The organism is Fibrobacter sp. UWH1 (assembly GCF_002210365.1).
Classification (GTDB): Bacteria; Fibrobacterota; Fibrobacteria; order Fibrobacterales; family Fibrobacteraceae; genus Fibrobacter.
The window spans coordinates 19693-40019 of the sequence record NZ_MWQG01000029.1 but is presented as its reverse complement, the minus strand read 5'-3'; the positions used below and the strand labels follow the sequence as shown (position 1 = coordinate 40019).

17 protein-coding genes, 1 tRNA gene and 1 pseudogene are annotated in these 20327 nt (G+C 51.6%); all 19 read left to right on the top strand.

Annotated features, from left to right (window positions below):
- Positions 1-170: pseudogene (gene tuf, locus B7992_RS12325) on the top strand (elongation factor Tu); the annotation flags it as partial.
- Positions 171-184: 14 nt separating this feature from the next.
- Positions 185-337, top strand: coding sequence for a 50S ribosomal protein L33 (rpmG, locus tag B7992_RS12320; RefSeq protein WP_072801172.1), 153 nt, complete (start codon positions 185-187; stop codon positions 335-337).
- 12 nt (positions 338-349) lie between these two features.
- A tRNA-Trp gene (locus B7992_RS12315) sits at positions 350-422 on the top strand.
- A gap of 19 nt (positions 423-441) precedes the next feature.
- A complete protein-coding gene (gene secE, locus B7992_RS12310) occupies positions 442-630 on the top strand; it encodes a preprotein translocase subunit SecE (protein WP_073161460.1) in 189 nt (62 codons plus the stop codon).
- 2 nt (positions 631-632) lie between these two features.
- Positions 633-1166, top strand: a complete 534-nt coding sequence (gene nusG / locus B7992_RS12305; protein ID WP_249269456.1) for a transcription termination/antitermination protein NusG — start codon at positions 633-635, stop codon at positions 1164-1166.
- Between the two features lie 29 nt (positions 1167-1195).
- On the top strand, positions 1196-1621 hold the full coding sequence (gene rplK / locus B7992_RS12300) for a 50S ribosomal protein L11 (protein WP_073161458.1): 426 nt from the start codon (positions 1196-1198) through the stop codon (positions 1619-1621).
- 40 nt (positions 1622-1661) lie between these two features.
- Positions 1662-2348, top strand: coding sequence for a 50S ribosomal protein L1 (rplA, locus tag B7992_RS12295; RefSeq protein ID WP_073161457.1), 687 nt, complete (start codon positions 1662-1664; stop codon positions 2346-2348).
- Positions 2349-2356: 8 nt separating this feature from the next.
- Complete coding sequence (gene rplJ / locus B7992_RS12290; RefSeq protein ID WP_073161456.1) at positions 2357-2905, top strand: 50S ribosomal protein L10; 549 nt, start codon at positions 2357-2359, stop codon at positions 2903-2905.
- A 51-nt stretch (positions 2906-2956) separates the two neighbouring features.
- Entirely contained in the window at positions 2957-3328 is a 372-nt protein-coding gene (gene rplL / locus B7992_RS12285; protein ID WP_073161455.1) for a 50S ribosomal protein L7/L12, read from the top strand.
- Positions 3329-3517: 189 nt separating this feature from the next.
- Positions 3518-7789, top strand: coding sequence for a DNA-directed RNA polymerase subunit beta (rpoB, locus tag B7992_RS12280; protein WP_073161454.1), 4272 nt, complete (start codon positions 3518-3520; stop codon positions 7787-7789).
- A gap of 1 nt (position 7790) precedes the next feature.
- On the top strand, positions 7791-12236 hold the full coding sequence (gene rpoC, locus B7992_RS12275; protein ID WP_073161453.1) for a DNA-directed RNA polymerase subunit beta': 4446 nt from the start codon (positions 7791-7793) through the stop codon (positions 12234-12236).
- 68 nt (positions 12237-12304) lie between these two features.
- Positions 12305-12694 (top strand): 30S ribosomal protein S12, encoded by a 390-nt coding sequence (gene rpsL / locus B7992_RS12270; RefSeq protein WP_072980597.1) that lies wholly within the window; start codon positions 12305-12307, stop codon positions 12692-12694.
- Between the two features lie 10 nt (positions 12695-12704).
- Positions 12705-13181 carry a 30S ribosomal protein S7 gene (gene rpsG / locus B7992_RS12265; protein ID WP_073161452.1) on the top strand — a complete coding sequence of 159 codons (477 nt, stop codon included), beginning with the start codon at positions 12705-12707 and terminating at the stop codon, positions 13179-13181.
- Positions 13182-13336: 155 nt separating this feature from the next.
- The gene (locus tag B7992_RS12260; RefSeq protein WP_088666409.1) at positions 13337-13729 is read left to right on the top strand and encodes a hypothetical protein; all 393 of its coding nucleotides are present in this window, start codon (positions 13337-13339) and stop codon (positions 13727-13729) included.
- A gap of 9 nt (positions 13730-13738) precedes the next feature.
- Positions 13739-14179 carry a hypothetical protein gene (locus B7992_RS12255; RefSeq protein ID WP_088666408.1) on the top strand — a complete coding sequence of 147 codons (441 nt, stop codon included), beginning with the start codon at positions 13739-13741 and terminating at the stop codon, positions 14177-14179.
- Between the two features lie 141 nt (positions 14180-14320).
- Positions 14321-15745, top strand: a complete 1425-nt coding sequence (gene eno / locus B7992_RS12250; RefSeq protein ID WP_073238426.1) for a phosphopyruvate hydratase — start codon at positions 14321-14323, stop codon at positions 15743-15745.
- A gap of 499 nt (positions 15746-16244) precedes the next feature.
- Positions 16245-18074 (top strand): ABC transporter substrate-binding protein, encoded by a 1830-nt coding sequence (locus B7992_RS12245; RefSeq protein ID WP_073238423.1) that lies wholly within the window; start codon positions 16245-16247, stop codon positions 18072-18074.
- A gap of 18 nt (positions 18075-18092) precedes the next feature.
- A complete protein-coding gene (locus B7992_RS12240) occupies positions 18093-19475 on the top strand; it encodes an ABC transporter permease subunit (protein ID WP_088666407.1) in 1383 nt (460 codons plus the stop codon).
- A 2-nt stretch (positions 19476-19477) separates the two neighbouring features.
- Positions 19478-20323: an ABC transporter permease gene (locus B7992_RS12235; protein WP_073161446.1), complete on the top strand. Its 846-nt coding sequence runs from the start codon at positions 19478-19480 to the stop codon at positions 20321-20323.
- Positions 20324-20327: the final 4 nt, after the last annotated feature.

Sequence of the window (20327 nt, the reverse complement as noted above, 5' to 3'; positions counted from 1 at the left end):
CTGGTACCATCCAGCTGCCGGAAGGTGTCGAAATGGTGACCCCGGGTGACACCGTCACTATCCACACCACTCTGATCGCTCCCGTCGCAATGGAAAAGCAGCTCCGCTTTGCTATCCGTGAAGGTGGCCGTACCGTTGGTGCTGGTTCTGTAACCGAAATCATCAAGTAATCGGATAATATATAATGCCTAGAGAACTCATCACGCTCGAATGCACCGAATGCAATCAGCGCAATTATGACTGCGACAAGAATAAGCGTCTTCATCCTTCTCGCGTAGAATACAAGAAGTACTGCCCGTTCTGCCGCAAGCATACCGTTCACAAGGAAACCAAGTAAGGAAGTCCGAATAGGTCGGTAGCTCAATTGGTAGAGTCACGGTCTCCAAAACCGTTGGTTGGGGGTTCGAGTCCCTCCCGACCTGCTCACTTCCTGGAGTCATTATGCGTAAGATTCAGCAATATATCAAAGAATCCATCCAAGAATTGAAGCAAGTTACTTGGCCCACTTGGGAAGAACTTAAAGGTTCTACCATGGTGGTGATGCTTTTCAGCGTCGTTATGGGTGTATATATTGCTGGGTTAGACGTAGGTCTCTCTTGGATCGTTGACAAGATTATGGGAAGAGGTTAATTATGATGCGTTGGTATGCCATTCACACCTTTTCCGGTCAAGAAAACAACATTAAGAAACGTATCGAGCAGATGATTGAACGCGAAGGCGTTCAAGAAAAGTTCGGTCAGATTATCGTACCGACTCGCGAAGTGGCTTCTACAGTTCGCGGTCGTCGTCACGTTTCTGTCCAGAACATGATGCCGACTTACGTTATTATTGAAATGGTGCTGGACGAGCTCACCCAGCATTTGGTGATGAACATTAATGGCGTCACCCATTTCTTGGGAATGACCCCGACTAAGCGCGTGGCCATTCCTTTAGCACAGAGCGAGGTCGATCGTCTTCTGGGAGTTGATCCTAGTGATTCCGGAGACGTGATCCAAATTCCGTATAAGATTGGCGAAAATGTCCGCATCAAGGAAGGTCCCTTCAAGGACTTTGTGGGCGTCGTAGACGAAATCATGGATGCCAAGATCAAGGTCATGGTAACTGTGTTCGGTCGTTCTACACCTGTTGAACTCGCCTTTAACCAGGTTGAATCCGACAACGCATAACGTACGGTTTTTGAAACGGAGATAATACAGTGGCAAAGAAAATCACAGGTTATATTAAGCTCCAGATTCCCGGTGGTGCAGCTAATCCGGCTCCTCCGGTAGGTCCCGCCCTTGGTCAGAAGGGTGTGAACATTATGGAGTTCTGTAAGCAGTTCAACGCTAAGACTCAGGATGCCAAGGGAATGATCATTCCCGTGGTTATTACCGTCTACGCTGATAAGAGCTTTACCTTCATCACGAAGGTTTCGCCGGTTCCGGCCCTCATCAAGAAGGCTGTCGGCATTGAAAGTGGCTCTGGCGAACCCAACCGTAAGAAAGTTGGCAAGATCACCAAGGCCCAGATCCAGGAAATCGCCCAAAAGAAGATGCCGGATCTAAACACAATCGACCTCGAAGCCGCTATGCGCATGGTTGCTGGTACTGCCCGCTCCATGGGTGTTGAAGTGGTTGACTGAGGCAGGTAATTCACCGTTACGTATCTGACAGGAAAATTTCATGTTCAGAGGAAAAAAATACAAAAAGATTGCTGAATCCATCGAACGTAACAAAGCTTACGGTCTGAATGAAGCAATCGAAATCCTTAAAAAGTCCGAATTGAAGTTCGACCAGACTGTCGAAATCCACTTCAATCTCGGTGTGGACCCAAAACATTCCGACCAAGTGGTTCGTGGCACTGTCGTGCTTCCGCATGGTACCGGTCGTCAGGTTCGCGTTCTCGTTTTCTGCAAGGACAATAACATTGAAGTTGCACAGAACGCTGGCGCTGACTACGCTGGTGGTGCCGACTTGGTTCAGAAGATTCAGGAAGGCTGGCTGGACTTTGACGCCGTCGTTGCTACTCCCGACATGATGCCGGTGATTAGTAAGGTGGCTCGCGTTCTTGGCCCCCGTGGTATGATGCCGTCCCCCAAGGCTGGTACTGTGACCGTTAACGTTGCACAGACCGTCAAGGAACTGAAGGCCGGTAAGATTGTATACCGCGTCGACAAGGGTGCAAACGTTCACGCCCCCGTTGGCAAGCTCTCCTTCAGCCTCGATCAGCTGGTTGAAAATACCAAGGCTGTTATCGACTCTGTTGTCAAGGCTAAGCCGCAATCTTCTAAGGGCACCTATATTAAGAGCCTTACGTTGTCCGCAACTATGGCTCCGGGCATTAAACTTGATATGGCACTGACACGCTAGGAGATACCATGAAAGCTGTAGTTAAAAAACAACAGACTGTGGACGCTCTCGTAGAATCCTTCAAGGGTGCTACCGCTGTCTACCTGCTCAACTATCAAGGCTTGACCGTTGAAAAGGACAATGCCCTTCGCAAGTCCCTCAGCGCTAAGGGCGTGCAGTACAAGGCTGTGAAGAATACTCTTCTCAAGCGCGTGCTCGCTGCTCTCGGTGTAGAAGGTCTCGAAGACCAGCTGACTGGCGCAACTTCCGTCATGGTTGGTTTTGAAGAAGATCCTCTTCTGCCGGCTCGCGAAATTGAAGCATTCCACAAAGCTAACCCCGATTTCTTGATCGCCAAGAGCATTTACCTCGATGGTAAGCCGATGCCTGGCACCGAAGTCGTGAACCTCGCTAAGATTCCGGATCGCAAGGGTATGATCGCAATGATCGTCTCCATCGCTCTCGGACCTGGTTCCACTATCGCTGGTCAGATCAAGACCCTCCAGGAAAAGCTGGAAGAAGCATCGGGCTCCGAAGCAGCACCTGCAGCAGAAGCTGAAGCCGCACCGGAAGCTTAACAACAAACCACAAACCAAAAAATTTAAACGGAATAATCGGAGAAACACATCATGGCAACTGATATCAAGGCATTGGGCGATCAAATCGTTGGTCTTACCCTTCTCGAAGCCAAGGCTTTGGCTGACTACCTCAAGGAAACCCACGGCATTGAAGCCGCTGCTGGTGGCGCCGTAGTTATGGCAGCTGCAGCTGCTCCTGCTGAAGAAGCAAAGACTGAATTCGACGTCATCCTCGTCGAATGCGGTGCTAAGAAGATGGACGTCCTCAAGGCTGTCCGCGCTATCACCGGTCTCGGCCTTAAGGAAGCTAAGGACCTCGTCGAAAAGGCCAACAGCGTCGTTAAGGAAGCTATGCCGAAGGCTGACGCTGAAAAGCTCAAGAAGGAACTGGAAGATCTCGGAGCAAAGGTCGCTCTGAAGTAATGCTTTCACTTCACTGAATCTTTTATACGCCAATCGCCTGCACTTTCGTGCGGGCTTTTGGTGTATTAAGATTTTCTGCTTTTTCTACCGAAAAAAGCCCATGGCAACAAGGTCAAGAAGATAGTCATTCTTAATATTTTTCTACCTTTGGTGCCAACATTTAGCTCTTTACCGGATGAGGTATTTCAAATGACCACGGAGAGAAAGTCATACTCCTCCAACAAATTCCAGTTGGAACTCCCGTACCTGATTGAAGTCCAGAAGGCTTCGTACGAGCAATTCCTCCAGAAGGATATTCCGCAAGAAAAACGTCTCAAGGTTGGCTTGGAACGCGTGTTCCAGGACATTTTCCCAATTACTGACGTCAAGGGTCTCTATTCCCTTAATTACGAAGGTTACTATTTCGGTATCCCGAAATACAGCATCCCCGAGTGCCGCGAACGTGGACTTACCTATTCCATGGAAATGTTCGCCACTCTGTCTTTGCAGATTTTTGAAGAAGACGGCGAAGACCGCAAGCTCAAGGAAGAAGTCAAGAATGACGTTCTGGTTTGCGACCTCCCGATCATGACCGCAAACGGTACGTTCATCGTCAATGGCGCTGAACGCGTTGTCGTTTCTCAGTTGCATCGTTCCTACGGTGTCAGCTTCGACAAGGAAATGCAGATTTCCGGTCGTGACGACTACAAGAGCCGTATTATCCCGCACCGCGGCGCCTGGGTTGAATTCAACACCGAAGGTGACATCCTTTACCTCATTATCGACCGCAAGAAGAAGTTGGCTGCAACCGCCATGCTTCGTTGCATCGGTTTCGAAACCACGCAGGACATCCTGAAGCTCTTCTACAAGAAGACCGACGAAGTCGTTGTTGCAGAAATGGCTGAACAGTACGACGAAAACGGTGTCTGCGCTCTCATCGACCGCATTGTATTTGAAGACGTCATCGACGAAGCTACCGGCGAAATCATCCTCGAAGCAAACACTGTTATCGACGACAAGAAGCTGAGCCGCCTCATCGAAAACCGCGTCGAGAAGATCGTCCTCCTCTCCAAGGAAGAAGACAACCTCCTCATCCACTACACCCTGGCTGCAGACAAGACCAAGTCTCGCGAAGATGCTCTCAAGGCTATCTACTCCGTGACCCACCAGCAGCAGGATGAAGCTCCGGATATGCGCACTGCCGAAATCTACTTCGACAGCCAGTTCATTTCCGATCCTCATAAGTATGACCTTGGTGAAGTCGGTCGTTACCGCCTGAACTCCAAGATTTACAGCAAGGCTGAAATTCGCAGCGTGCTCGCAGAACAGGGCCCGGAATTCAAGATCCCGTCCCTCACCACCATGACCATGAGCAAGGCAGACTTCCTCGCCATCATCGTCTACATGGTTGGTCTCTACAACGGCACCGAAGGTTACGCTCTCGACGATATCGACCACTTGGGCAACCGTCGTACCCGTTCCGTTGGCGAACTTCTTGCTAACCAGATTTCTGTGGGCCTGTCCCGCATGTCCCGTGTGATCCGTGAAAACCTCACTCTCCACGGCGAAGACGAACAGACCACTCCTCGCGAACTGGTGAACACCCGCATGGTGTCTACTGTTGTGCAGGCCTTCTTCGGCTCCAGCCAGCTGTCCCAGTTCATGGACCAGATGAACCCGCTTTCTGAACTTACTCATAAGCGTCGTCTGTCCGCTCTCGGCCCCGGTGGTCTTTCCCGCGAACGCGCAGGCTTCGAAGTCCGTGACGTGCACTACACTCACTACGGCCGTCTCTGCCCGATCGAAACTCCGGAAGGTCCGAACATCGGTCTTATCAACTCTCTCGCATCCTTCGCCGTAGTTAACCACTTCGGCTTCATCGAAACCCCGTACCGTATCGTGGGCCTCGTTGACTTCAAGGATGCCAAGGGCAACATTGTAAAGGTTCCGGAAGCCAAGTGGCACTTCGGTATCTTCAAGGCTTTCGTACACGATCCGCACCTGTTCCTGGAACTCGAACTTTCCAAGAAGCAGGCAGACTTTGTTCGTATGAACCTGGACAACACCCAGCGTGACCTGTTCGATGGTTTTGTGAACAAGGTATTCGCTTTCAAGGACACCGAAGGTCAGGTTACTTACTACCGCAACGGTTTCACCGTTGAAAACTTCGAAGGCACTCCCGACTACGAACAGGCTGGCGACGTTGTCGAACAGATCGTTTCTAGCTACATCACCTGCCTCACTGCAGATGAAGAAGACGCCTTCAAGGTTGCTCCGGCTTCTACCGAACTTGACGAAGACAACCGCTTCAAGGGCGACATGGACGGCTACGTCATCGTCCGCGACAAGAGCGAATATGTCCACGTTATGCGTCAGGATTCCTTCGAACCCGAAGACAACGAAACCGAACGTATCGACCTCATGGACGTGGCCCCGATGCAGATCGTGTCTGTGGCTGCAGGTCTTATTCCGTTCCTCGAACATGACGATGCTAACCGTGCCTTGATGGGCTCTAACATGCAGCGTCAGGCTGTGCCTCTGCTCCGTGCAGAAGCTCCCGTTGTGGGCACCGGCCTGGAACGTCGCGCCGCTCTCGACTCGGGTACCGTTGTCCGTGCAAAGCACGACGGTATGGTTACCTTCGTTGACGCACGCAACGTCACTGTTCAGCGCGGTAACATGGTTGACGGTTCCTTCGTTCCGCTGACCGGTCTCGGCGAAGACTATGAATTCCTCGGCAAGGATCCTATCGACGAATACGTTCTCCGTAAGTTCGAACGTTCCAACCAGGATTCCTGCATTAACCAGAAGCCCATCGTCAACGTTGGTGACTTCGTCAAGGCTGGCGACGTGCTGGCTGACGGCGTGTCCACCGACCACGGTGAACTGGCTCTCGGTAAGAACATTCTCATCGGCTTCTTGCCGTGGAATGGTTATAACTACGAAGACGCAGTTATCATTTCCGAAGAATTGGCTATTAAGGACACCTTCACTTCTATCCATATCGAAGAATACGAAATGGAAGTTCGTGAAACCAAGCGTGGTCCTGAAGAACTGACCCGTGAAATTCCTAACGTCGGTGAAGAAGCTCTCCGCAACCTGGACGAAAACGGTGTTGTCCGTGTCGGTGCTGAAGTCACCGCAGACGACATCCTCGTCGGTAAGGTTACCCCGAAGGGCGAAACCGAACTCTCTCCGGAAGAACGTCTCCTCCGCGCCATCTTCGGTGAAAAGGCTGGCGACGTCCGCGATTCTTCTCTGAAGGCTCCTCCGGGAATGAAGGGTATCGTTCTTGAAACCCGCGTCTTCAGCAAGAAGGACAAGGCTGACAAGAACAGCAAGGAAAAGGATCAGGAAACCATTAACGAAATCCGTAGCAACTTCCAGACTCAGATCGACAAGATCAAGGTTGCTTGCTCCGAACACTTGTTCGAACTTCTCGGCGGTAAGGCTGCCGGCAAGGTGATGGACAATGAAACACATGAACTCCTGATTCGCGAAGGTCAGACCTATACCGAACAGAACCTGGCCGCTATCGACGTGACCAAGGTTTCTCCGGCCTCTACCTTCGTGGTGGGCGATGACGAACTCCAGGAACAGGTCCTGACTCTCGTCCTCGTTGCACGCGACAATCTGGATACCCTTACCCGCACCATGGAAAAGGAAATTGACAAGGTGACTAAGGGCGACGAACTGAAGCCGGGCGTTCTCAAGTCCGTCAAGGTTTACATCGCCAAGAAGCGTTGCCTCTCCATCGGTGACAAGATGGCAGGTCGCCATGGTAACAAGGGTGTTGTGTCCAAGATCGTTCCGGTCGAAGACATGCCGTTCACCGAAGACGGTCGTCCGCTTCAGATCCTTCTGAACCCGCTGGGCGTGCCTTCTCGTATGAACATCGGTCAGGTGCTTGAAGTGCACTTGGGCTGGGCAGCAAAGACTCTCGGCTTCAAGGTGACCACCCCCGTGTTCGACGGTGCCAAGTTCGAAGACATTTGTGAAGAACTGAAGAAGGCCTACGAAAAGAACCCCATCGTTAACTACGAAATGGATCCGGACAACGGCAAGATTATCGGTAAGGCAAAGCTTTACGACGGTAAGACTGGCGAAGCCTTCCTGAACCCCGTGACTATCGGTTACATGTACTACCTGAAGCTGGGCCACTTGGTAGACGACAAGATTCATGCTCGTTCTATCGGTTCCTACGCACTGGTTACTCAGCAGCCTCTTGGCGGTAAGAGCCAGTTCGGTGGTCAGCGCTTCGGTGAAATGGAAGTGTGGGCAATGGAAGCATACGGTGCCGCATACACCTTGCAGGAACTCCTCACCGTCAAGTCTGACGATGTCCAGGGCCGTTCCAAGGTCTATGATGCCATCGTCCATGGCCAGAACACTCCGAAGCCGGGTGTACCTGAATCCTTTAACGTTATGATCCGCGAAGTTCGTTCTTTGGGTCTCAATATTCAGACCAATGGAGATAAGTAAAATGGTCGAAGAAATTGAACGCGACAATTCTGGCGATATTTCGATTCACCTCGCCGCTCCGGAAATGATCCGCAGCTGGTCCCATGGTGAAGTGACCAAGCCGGAAACCATCAACTACCGCTCTTTCAAGCCCGAAAAGGATGGTCTTTTCTGCGAAAAGATCTTCGGACCTGTTAAGAACTGGGAATGTAACTGCGGTAAGTTCAAGCGCATCCGTTATAAGGGTGTGGTTTGCGACCGTTGCGGTGTTGAAGTGACTCACTCCAACGTACGCCGTAAGTACATGGGCCATATCGAATTGGCCATTCCTCTGACTCACACCTGGTTCGTCCGTAACCAGCCCTGTGTTATCGGTGCTCTCCTGAACCTTTCCACCAAGGATCTGGACAACATCATCTACTACGAAAAGTATGTAGTGATCGATCCGGGTACCACCGATCTGGAACCCAACACTCTCATTGACGAAGCTCAGTATCAGGACCTTTCCAACGAAGGTCGTCAGTTCGACGCCAAGATGGGTGCTTCCGCTATTAAGCAGCTCCTCGACCGCGTTGATCTGGCTGCACTTTCTGCTGACCTCCGCGTGCAGGCTCAGTCCAAGTCCAAGACCAAGCAGGATGACGCTCTCAAGCGCCTCAAGGTTGTGGACGCCTTCCTGAAGTCTCAGCGCGAAAGCTTCCGCGACTACTACGAAAATCCGGAAAAGGCAATGAAGCAGGACGCTCAGCAGCCCTGGCTCCGTGGCCTCGCCGAAGCCGTTGCAGAATTCAAGGCTTCCTACGAAGCTTCCCACGAAAACTTCATCGTGGCAGACGCTTACGAAGAATTCCGTGTCAAGTATCCTAACGAAGCTCGTTTGCTCGCAAACCAGCCGTCCTGGATGATTCTTGACGTACTTCCGGTTATTCCGCCCGATCTGCGTCCTCTCGTTCCCCTGGAAGGTGGCCGTTTCGCAACTTCCGACTTGAACGAACTCTATCGTCGCGTGATCAACCGTAACAATCGCTTGAAGAAGCTGATTGATATCCGTGCCCCGAACGTCATTCTCTGCAACGAAAAGCGTATGTTGCAGGAAGCTGTTGACCAGCTGTTCGACAGTGGCCGTCGCACGGCCCGTGCCGGTTCCGCACGTCCCATGAAGAGCCTCGCTGAACTCCTGAAGGGTAAGCAGGGTCGCTTCCGTATGAACCTCCTCGGTAAGCGTGTTGACTACTCCGGCCGTTCTGTTATTGTGGTTGGCCCGGAACTTCGCATGCACCAGTGCGGTCTCCCGAAGCGCATGGCTTTGGAACTTTACAAGCCGTTCATCATCCAGCGCTTGGAAGAAGAAGGTATCGTATATACCCTCAAGTCTGCCAAGAAGTATGTGGACGCAGAACGTCCTGAAGTTTGGGACATTCTCGAACAGATTATCGAAGACCATCCGGTGATGCTGAACCGTGCTCCTACTCTGCACCGTCTCGGTATCCAGGCCTTCTACCCGAAACTCATTGAAGGTAATGCAATTCGCCTCCACCCCCTCGTCTGTACTGCATTTAACGCAGACTTCGACGGTGACCAGATGGCTTGCCACCTTCCGCTGTCTTTCGAAACCCAGTTGGAATGCCGCGTCATCATGCTGTCTTCCAACAACATTCTTCACCCCGCTTCCGGTCAGCCGATTGCTGTGCCGGGCCAGGACATCGTGCTGGGTCTGTACTACCTGACCAAGCCCCGTCCGGGTCGCAAGGGCGAAGGCATGCACTTCTACGATCCGGCTGAAGCCATCCGCGCCTACGAAAACGGCTGCGTCGACCTGAACGCCTACGTATACCTGAAGCTCCCTGCAGGTCGCAAGATCTACATCGGCGCTGTGGAAAAGGATTGCGTCTGCCTCCGCGAAGAAGCTGATGACTTTGGCAATGTTGAAGTCAATGTCAAGGCTGGCGACAAGGTGAAGTTCCTTACCCTCAAGGAAGAAAACGTTATTAAGACCACTGTCGGTCGAATCATCTTCAACGAATTCGTTCCCAACGCCCTGGGCTACGCAAACGAAACCTTCGGTAAGAAGGTTATCGCCAAGTCCATCGATGACCTGTACCGTCGTACCGGCAACCGCGTAACGGTTGACTACCTGGATGATCTGAAGGCCAACGGTTATAAGTGGGCAACTCGCGCCGGTTCCTCTGTGGCTATCGCCGAAATGGTGATCCCCAAGGAAAAGCAGGAAATGCTGGACAAGGCCGCTGACGCAATCTCCAAGATTCGTGGTCTGTACGAAGACGGTGTGATTACCGACGGTGAACGTTACAACCAGACCGTTGACGTTTGGTCCAAGACTACTTCTGACGTTGCTGCCAAGCAGTGGGAACTCCTTTCCGGTGACCGCGATGGCTTCAACCCCGTTTACATGATGGCTGATTCCGGCGCTCGTGGTAGCCGTGAACAGATTAAGCAGCTGTCCGGTATGCGTGGTCTTATGCAGAAGCCGACCAAGTCTCTGGATGGTCGTGAAGTTATTGAAAACCCGATTAAGTCCTGCTTCCGTGAAGGCCTGAACGTGATGGAATACTTCATTTCCTCTCACGGTGCTCGTAAGGGTTTGGCTGATACCGCTATGAAGACCGCTGACGCTGGTTACTTGACCCGCCGTCTGGTTGACGTAGGACAGGACCTGGTGGTTACCGAAGAAGATTGCGGTACTACCAACGGTATCGAAGTTTCTGCATTCAAGGACGGTGACGATACTATCATCGCTCTTGAAGAACGTCTCCTGGGTCGTGCACCCGTGGATGACATCAAGCATCCGGTGACTGGCGAAGTCATCGTCAAGGCTGGCGAACTGGTCACCGAACGTGACCTGGCTAAGATTACCGCTACCGGTCTGGAACACATCAAGATGCGTTCCGTGCTGACCTGCGATTCTCGCACCGGTATCTGCTCCAAGTGCTATGGCCGTATGCTTGCTTCTGGTCGCCCTGTTGACCTGGGCGAAGCCGTGGGTGTGCTCGCAGCACAGTCCATCGGTGAACCGGGTACTCAGCTTACCCTCCGTACCTTCCACGTGGGTGGTGCAGCCTCCCGTCTGACTGTCGAAAGCGACAAGAAGGCTCTGGTTGACGGTCACGTCGAACTGGATATGGTGGAAACCGTTGAAAACGAAGGCCAGAAGATCGTTACCAGCCGTATGGCTGAACTCGTTATCTTTGATAAGACCGGTATTAATAAGGGTCGTTACCAGATTCCTTACGGTTCTATCCTGAAGGTCGAAAATGGCGCTACCGTTACTAAGGGTCAGTCCATGTTCGAATGGGATCCGTATAACAGCCCCATTATCAGTAATGTTGCTGGTAAGGTTGTTCTCACGGATATGGTAGAAAACCGTACATACCGTGCCGAAACCGACGAAGTTACCGGTGTTGAAACCTGGACCGTGATTAGCGATAAGCAGCACGGTAAGAAGGACCTCCACCCGGCAGTTACCATTGTTGATTCTTCCAACACTAAGATTGGTAACTACATGCTCCCTGACGGCGCTATTCTTACCGTCCGTGCAGGTGACAAGGTTAGCGTCGGTCAGACTGTTGCTAAGCTTCCCCGTGCCGCAGGTAAGACCCGCGACATTACCGGTGGTCTTCCCCGCGTGGCAGAACTCTTCGAAGCCCGCGTGCCGAAGTCCAAGGCATTCATCGCTCCGATTGACGGTCTGGTGAGCTACGGTGAAGAAGTCCGCAACAATCAGGTTGTGATTATTAAGATGGATGACCAGGAAGTGAAGGTGCTGGTTCCTCGTGGTGTCCATCTGGCGGTTAATGAAGGTGACCGTGTCCGTGCTGGTCAGAAGATCAGCGATGGTAGCGTAGATCCCCATGATATTCTTGATGTCCTTGGACCTGAAGAAGTCCAGCGTCACTTGGTGAACGAAATCCAGGCGGTTTACCGTCTGCAGGGTGTGGCTATCGCAGATAAGCACATCGAATGTATCGTTCGTCAGATGATGCGTAAGGTCAAGATCAAGGATTCTGGAGACTCCGAGTTGCTCCCGGGCGAAGAAATTTCCAAGGCCCGTCTGCGTTCCATCAACGACCAGTTGGTCGCTGTTGGTAAGACTGAGGCGACCTACACGCCGATGCTCCTTGGTATCACGAAGGCATCCTTGGCAACAGACAGCTTCATTTCTGCCTGTTCCTTCCAGGAAACCACTAAGATCCTTACCCGCGCTTCTATCGAAGGTTGCGTGGACCCGCTCATGGGTCTTAAGGAAAACGTGATTATGGGTCGTCTGATTCCGTGCGGTACCGGCGCACGCCACCTCAGGAACGTCGAGGTGCATGATGCCGATGCTCAGCTGGATGTTGCGGCTCGGCCTATGAGTACTCAGATTGATTTTGAGGACGAAACTGACAACGGAATCCAGATGCTGGATAACGAAATCGGTTCTTCCGACGAAGAAGATTCGGAGAATTAATCCTAAGTACTTGAAATAATTGGAAATAAGAACTATATTTGCACTCCAAAATCTAGGAGATTAATAAAGTGCCTACTATTCAACAGCTCGTCCGTAACGGACGTGAACAGATCAGCAACAAGACCGCTTCCGTGGCCTTGAAGTCCTGCCCCCAGAAGCGCGGCGTTTGCACCCGTGTTTATACCAGCACCCCGAAGAAGCCGAACTCCGCTCTTCGTAAGATCGCTCGTGTACGCCTTTCCAACAAGATGGAAGTTACCGCTTACATCCCCGGTGAAGGCCACAACCTCCAGGAACACTCCATCGTGCTCATCCGCGGTGGTCGTGTGAAGGACGTTCCGGGTGTTCGTTACCACATCATCCGCGGCACCCTGGATACCCAGGCTGTCAACGGCCGTCAGAACGGTCGCTCCAAGTATGGTGTTAAGAAGAAAGGCGCCGCTCCGGCCAAGAAGTAAGAGGTAAACTATGTCTAGAAGAAGAAAGGCTCTCCATCGCTCCATCCTCCCGGATCCGCGTTACAAGTCCACTCTCGTTACCGAACTCGTTGGTGTTGTTCTCAAGCAGGGCAAGAAGACCATCGCTGAACAGATCGTTTACACCACCCTCGAAACTCTCGATAAGAAGATCGAAGGTACTGAAACCGCTCTCGAAAAGTTCGAAATGTGCCTCGACAACATCAAGCCGAAGCTGGAAGTTAAGTCCCGCCGTATCGGTGGTGCAAACTACCAGGTTCCGATGGAAGTCGCACCGGACCGTGCCAAGGCTCTCGCTCTCCGCTGGTTGCTCGACGCAGCTCGCAAGCGCACCGAACCGAACATGGCTCAGCGTCTCTCTGCAGAACTCGTTGCTGCAAAGAACGGTGAAGGTAACGCTGTTCGTAAGAAGAACGATACTCACAAGATGGCTGAAGCTAACAAGGCTTTCGCTCACTTCCGTTTCTAATTCTTGCGATAGTAAAGAATATCCTAGAAGAAAAGGTTCCACTGAAAAGTGGAACCTTTTCTTTTGTAGTATCCTAGAGTAGCACGTAAGGTAAGTGTCGCATGTTGCTGGTATCTGATATTTTAACGAGCTCCATTCTATTTTTACTGTTATCCATGCTTTTTTCGGGATGCTGCAAGTCGCCCGAAAGGCGTGCCTACGAGGCTCATGAAAAGTCTGTGGAGAAAGATCGCCTACACAAGCGAGCCTTGTTCCAACAGACGAAGGATGGACTGGATGCTGACTCCACCTACGCCTTGCTGAATAAGGCCTACGAACTCTACAGGTTCAACTTGTCTGAAGATGAAGATCTGGCTTTTAACGATAGCGTGGAATTGCTTGCTCGTCCTTTCTTTGAAAAATGGAAACAGCGCTCTGATTTGACCTGCGCTGCATCTGCTGCCCAGGGGCCCGTTGCAGACGAGTTAAGGGCTATTTACTTGGCTCTGTATAAACCAGGTGGGTGTTCTGACCGAAACGCGCAATTCTCTTTGTACTTTGCAGAATAAGTAGATGTTGTGTACAAAGTAATTCCTGCTGGAGGTTTTGAGGAATTAGAGGCTTACGTTAAAAAGATTGATTGTCATTATGAAAAATGTCCAGTGGCGAGCAATCTGTGTGTTGTAGCGGATTCCTTGAATCTGAATAGACTCTTGATGACCGAGACCGATAAGTATGCTTTGGATGTATTTATGGAGCTTGAGTCTCCCTGGAGTTACGAAAGCGATCTCCTGAAAAAGAAGTTTCTAGGCAACATTATTCCTGTTAGCGACCTGACTCCTAATGGCGTTCCGATGTATGGAAATGAGGGACTACTTAAGGTGACTGGAATATATGTGAATGAAAATAGAGACTTGGCTCTTGTTGAGGGCTATTCTATTACGATGGATAGATTTTACCTACGAAAAGAGAACGGATCCTGGTGCGTAGTAAAAAATGAAATCATTGGATGGTTCTAGGTATGTGTGGTACGAGTAGGTGAATTTTTTATGTGCTTTTTTCACCCTCATTTCTTTCACTCTTTATCACAAACATTTCCACAATTATTCTATATTACGAATAGTTGAAAATTTTTTCACTCTAACCAAAGGTCAAATAAAATGGCTTCTAAAATTAAGTCCGTTGTTGCCCGCCAGATCCTCGACTCTCGCGGCAATCCCTCCCTCGAAGTTGATGTTACCCTCGAAAACGGTGTGACCGGTCACGCCGCTGTTCCGAGTGGTGCTTCCACCGGTGAACGCGAAGCTTGCGAACTCCGCGACGGTGACAAGAAGACTTACCTCGGCAAGGGCACCCTTACCGCTGTTAAGAACGTCAACACCAAGATCGCTAAGAAGCTCGTCGGCATGGATCCTTCCAAGCAGGTCGAAATCGATGACGCTATGATCGCTCTCGACGGCAACCGCATGCTCAAGAACAAGCTCGGTGCAAACGCTATCCTCGGCGTTTCCATGGCTGTTTGCGTTGCTGCTGCTAACGACGCTAAGATGCCGCTGTACCAGTACATCGCTAAGATGCACGGCACCACCAAGCTCACTCTCCCCTGCCCGATGTGCAACGTCATCAACGGCGGTGCTCACTCTTCCGCTCCGATCGACTTCCAGGAATTCATGATCGCTCCGGTTGGCGCTAAGACTTTCTCCAAGGGTCTCCAGATGGTGACCGAAATCTTCCACGCTCTTAAGGCTGTCCTTAAGAAGGGTGGCTTCGACACCACCGTTGGTGACGAAGGTGGCTTCGCTCCTGGCGTAAGCATCAAGCCGGCTAAGAACAAGTTCGGTTACGAAATCACTGGCGTTATGACCCTCGAAAAGGCTCTCGACGCTCTGAAGACTGCAACCACCAATGCTGGTTACAAGTTCGGCACCGACATCAAGATCGCTCTTGACGTTGCTTCTTCCGAATTCTGCGACAAGAACACCAAGGCTGGCAAGCCCGAAACCTACACCTTCAAGAAGAGCACCAAGAAGACCCTCAAGTCTGCTGACATGGTCAAGCTCTATGAAAAGCTCATCGACAAGTATTCCATCTTCTCCATCGAAGACGGTCTGGATGAAGCTGACTGGGCAGGTTGGAAGGTCATGACCGACAAGCTCGGTTCCAAGCTCAACCTCGTGGGTGACGACCTGTTCGTTACCAACCCGACCATCTTCGACGAAGGCATCAAGGCTGGCATCGCTAACGCTATCCTCATCAAGGTGAACCAGGTTGGTTCCGTTTCTGAAACCCTCGCTGCTATCAAGCGCGCTCAGAACGAAGGCTATGCTCCGATCGTTTCTCACCGTTCCGGCGAAACCGAAGACACCTTCATTGCTGACCTCGCAGTTGGTACTGCAGCTGGCCAGATCAAGACCGGTTCTCTCTCTCGTACCGACCGCGTCTGCAAGTACAACCGCCTCCTCCGCATCGAAGAAGAACTGGGCAAGGCTGCTGTCTACGCCGGTGATCCTCGCAAGGCTGTGAAGGCTGCTGCTCCTAAGGCTGCTTGCAAGAAGGCTTGCGCTAAGAAGGCTGCTAAGAAGTAATTCTTCTCTAGAGCAAAAAGCTTAAAGGAAGTCCCGATGAAAGTCGGGGCTTTCTTTTTTTTAAAGTAAGATTTTCTTTTATCTGAAATTTTATATATAAAATATTTACATCCGCCAAAAAAGATTTTGCTTGTTTGCGGGGATGGGCTTACACGGGGGTGGGGGAGTTTCACCAGGTTTGTGAGGAGGGAGGTTCCTCCTGGGGGGGTGTGGATTGTGAAATTTCCTGTTTACAATGGGGGTTCGCAGGTAGGTCCCGCATACCTTGAATAGGTGAAAGTGTGATGGTTGATTCCTTGGTACCGCTCAAAACGTCCTTGTTTGTAAACTTCCGTAAACTTTGAGTGCCGTGCAGGGCCCGAAATTTCGCTGTTTTGTCCATGGTTGCTGTTGCAAACGCATTTTCGGGTTGACTCGGAAACAGATTTTTCTTTAAAAACTATATTACGTGAGAATTTTTTTCACACAAGCTTTTTTAGCTTACTTAAAGAGGACACAAATGATTGGAATGAAATCAATTGCCAGGACGGCGCTTGCGCTCACGGCAACTGGTGCGCTTCTTTCCGGCTGCGGCGACGCATCTTCGGAAGGCGGACTGGCTAGCGGTGCATTGCCTCGTCAGGAAACGCTTTACTTGTCTGGCCAGCAGACTTCTGCTCCGGGTTCTTTCAACCCCCTGGCAGAAAGTTGGGCTGCATCTTGGCCGGTAGGTGGACGCTTCAACCTGATGTATGAACCGCTCATCACTTATAACTCCCTGAACGGTCAGATCGAAGATCTTCTGGGCCACCTGGTCGAAGAACTTTCCAATAATGACAGTATCGTTGTTGACTTGAACCCCGCTGCAAAGTGGAGCGATGGCAAGCCGGTGACCTCCACCGACGTGACCTTCATGCTTCTCCGCGGTTCCATCAACTCTGCTGAACAGATTTCTGCAATTCACGTTGATACTTTGAAGAACGGACCTGAAGGTGTGGTTGCCGAACGTCTTTCCTTCATTGTGAACAAGCAGGCTCGTAACAACCCGCTTACCGTTCGTGACTTGCTGCAGGCTACCCGTATCGCTCCGGCTCACATCTTCGAACCCATGATCAAGGAAAAGGGTCTGGACGAAGTGAAGAAGATGCCCATGGATCAGAACCCCGTGGTGTCCGGTCCGTATGCACTCCGCTCTGCAAACGAAACCAAGATTATTCTTGAACGTCGTGACGACTACTGGGGCAACGCCGCTCTCCATAACGGTCAGCTTCCTGCTCCTAAGTACATCGTTCACCCGATTTACAAGAACAACGAACATAACACCATCGCTATGCGCGAAGGTAACCTGGATGCTTCTCAGAGCTTCATTCCTCGTATTAACCGTAAGGCTGCTGCCGGCGTTCATACTTGGTGGGATGAACCTCCTTACTTCCGTCCGGGTGCAATGCCCATGCTCGTCATCAACACCACTAAGGAACCGTTGAACGACAAGCGTTTCCGTCGCGCTCTCGCAACCGCTATTGACTACACTGCTCTCCGTCAGTTCGCAGTCTCCAACTATACTTCCACCCTGAAGGCTGGCCTTATCATGCCCACCGACCTGGAAGGTAAGTACATCGTTGACGAAGACCTGCCCAAGTATGGTGCAAACCTCTCTATTACCGACGATGCTGAACGTCTGAATGCTGTGAAGCAGATGCTCTCCGAAGCTGGCTTCAAGTCTGTGTTCAATGACGATGGTACTCTGGATCATATGGAAAATGCCAAGGGCGAACGTCTGCCGACTTTGTCCATCACTTCCCCTGCCGGTTGGACCGACTGGGAAGCTATGGTCACTATCGCTGTTGACGGTATGCGTAAGGCTGGTATCGATATTCGTGAAGGCTTCGTGGATGGTGGTCAGTACTGGCCGGCTATGGGTCTTGGCAACTTCGACCTGGTTATGCACAAGCCGGTTGCCGACGTGACTCCGTCTCTCCCCTGGAGCCGCTTCAACGAAATCATGTCTTCTCGTGACTGGACCGACCTCGGTGGTTGGGCTGGCGTGAACATCGGCCGTTACAACAAGCCGGGTTCTCCTGAATACCGTCCGGAAGTCGACCAACTTTTGTCTGCAATTCCGCTGATGACTGATTCTACTGAAATCGCAAAGGCTTACCGCGAACTGAACAAGATCTTCATGGAAGATCAGCCGTCCATCCCGCTGGTATACCTGCCGGAACAGTTCTACGAATTCAGCGACCGCGTATGGACCAACTGGCCCACCGCCGCTAATCCGTATGCTCCTGCCCAGCTCCCCTGGGTTGCATCCGGTACCAAGATTCTCTGGAACTTGAAGCTTGCAAAATAAAGGTTAAAAGGAATACAAATGCTTAAACAATATCCTATGCTACGCTATGTCCTGCAGAAGGGGTTCTGGTATCTCCTGACCTTCGTCTTTGCAGTGGCATTGAACTTCGCTTTGCCCCGCGTGGGCGGTAGCGACCCGGTCGACATCATCATGGGTCAGGCCGGTAAGGGTCTTTCTCCGACTGAAGCTCAGAAGAAGAAGGCCGAACTCCTGGTTTCTTTCGGCATGGCCGAACTGGACGAACAGGGCAATCCTGTTTACGAACCGGAAGTTGACGAAAACGGCCAGATGGTCACCAAGAAGGTTGCCAAGCTGGACGAAAACGGTGCTGAAGTTACCGTTACCGTCAAGGACGTAAATGAAGACGGCACTCCGAAGATGGCTGAACGTCAGAAGGTTGACGCTGAAGGTAAGCCCGTATTCGAAGAAAAGCCGGTCCTGGATGCCAAGGGCAAGCAGGTCATGATCAAGGACAAGAAGACCAAGAAGAAGGTCCCGCAGTTCGAAAAGGTGGCTGTCATGGAACAGTACCAGACCGAACACCAGGAAACCGTCATGGTTGACGAAGTCGTTATGAAGACCGAACCCAAGCGTTCCTCCGCTGTTTCTCAGTTCTTCGCTTACATTGGCAACGTGTTCAAGGGTGACCTTGGCAAGTCCTATGCCAACAACACTGAAGTGACCACCATCATCAAGAACGCTCTTCCGTGGACCCTCTTGATCCAGGCTCCCACCATCCTCTTGGGTTGGATCATCGGTAACCTTCTCGGTGCTTTCGCTGCTTACAAGCGCGGCATCTTCGACAAGGTGTTTTTCCCGGTTGCTATGTTCCTGAACGGTGTTCCGTACTTCGTGTTCGGTATGCTTCTCGTGGCTCTCTTCTCTATCACTCTCGGCTGGTTCCCGGCTGTGGGTAACATGAGCCCGGATATTCAGGAATTCACCTTCTCCTGGGCTTGCCTCAAGAGCGTCGGTTGGTACTACATCCTGCCGTTCTTCTCTTGCTTCCCCATCCTTCTTTCCGGTCAGGCTACCGGTATGCGTTCCATGTCCATCTATGAACTTGGTACCGACTACATGAAGTATGCTAAGTGGCTGGGCCTCCGCGAAGGTCGTATCATTAGCTACGTGTTCCGTAACGCTATGCTCCCGCAGCTCACTGGTCTTGCCCAGTCTCTCGGTGCAATGGTGGGCGGTGCTCTCATTACCGAAATGATCTTCTCTTACCCGGGCCTCGGCATGGCTATGCTCGACGCCATTAACAAGCAGGACTACGCTACCATCCAGGGTTGCACCTTGATGATCTCTACCTGCGTTCTCGTTGCAAACTTCGCTGTTGACGTCCTGATCGCAGTCTTCGACCCGCGTGTTAAGGCCGGTCTCCAGATGGGAGGTAAGTAATCATGGGAAAGCTCTTTAGAAACCTTCTCAAGTCTCCGATGTTCGTCGTCGGTATCTCTATCTTCGTTCTCACCCTGTTGATCGCTGTCTTCGGACCGCTGCTCTACAGTGTTGACACTCATGCCCGTGACATCCTGGCTGGCCCCTATGCCGGTTCCAGCTCCGCTCACCTGCTTGGCACCGACCACCTGGGTCGTGACTATGTGTCTCTGTTGATCGAAGGTCTCGGCAACTCCCTCTATGTGGGCTTCCTTGCCGGTATCATTGCTACTACTCTCGGTGTTCTTATTGGTCTGTTTGGCGGTTTCCGCGGCGGCTGGATTGACGAAGTCCTGAACATGTTCACTAACCTGTTCATCGTTATCCCGCAGTTCGTGATTCTCGTGCTCATCAGCTCTGCCTTTAAGGATGGCCGTTCTCTGACTCTTATCGGCGTGGTGATTGGCCTTACCGCTTGGAGCTGGTCTGCTCGTGCCGTTCGTGCACAGGCTTCCTCTCTCCGTAGCCGTGACCATATCTCCCTGGCCCGTATCAACGGTGCTAGCACCCTGACCATCGTGATCAAGCATGTGCTCCCGTACCTGCTTTCCTACGTGTTCATGGTGTTCATCATGCAGGTGGGTTCCGGTATTCTTTCCGAAGCTTCCATTTCTATGATCGGCCTTGGCCCTGTGGATACCACTTCTCTGGGTATCATCCTGAACCAGGCTAAGGATAACGGCGCTCTTGCTGACTCCATCTGGATCGCATTCCTGCCGGCAACTCTGGTCGTTACCTTGACCGTGTTCGCACTTTACCTGATCAATACTTCTATGGAAGGCGTCTTCAACCCGCGTCTCCGCAAGTAAGAGG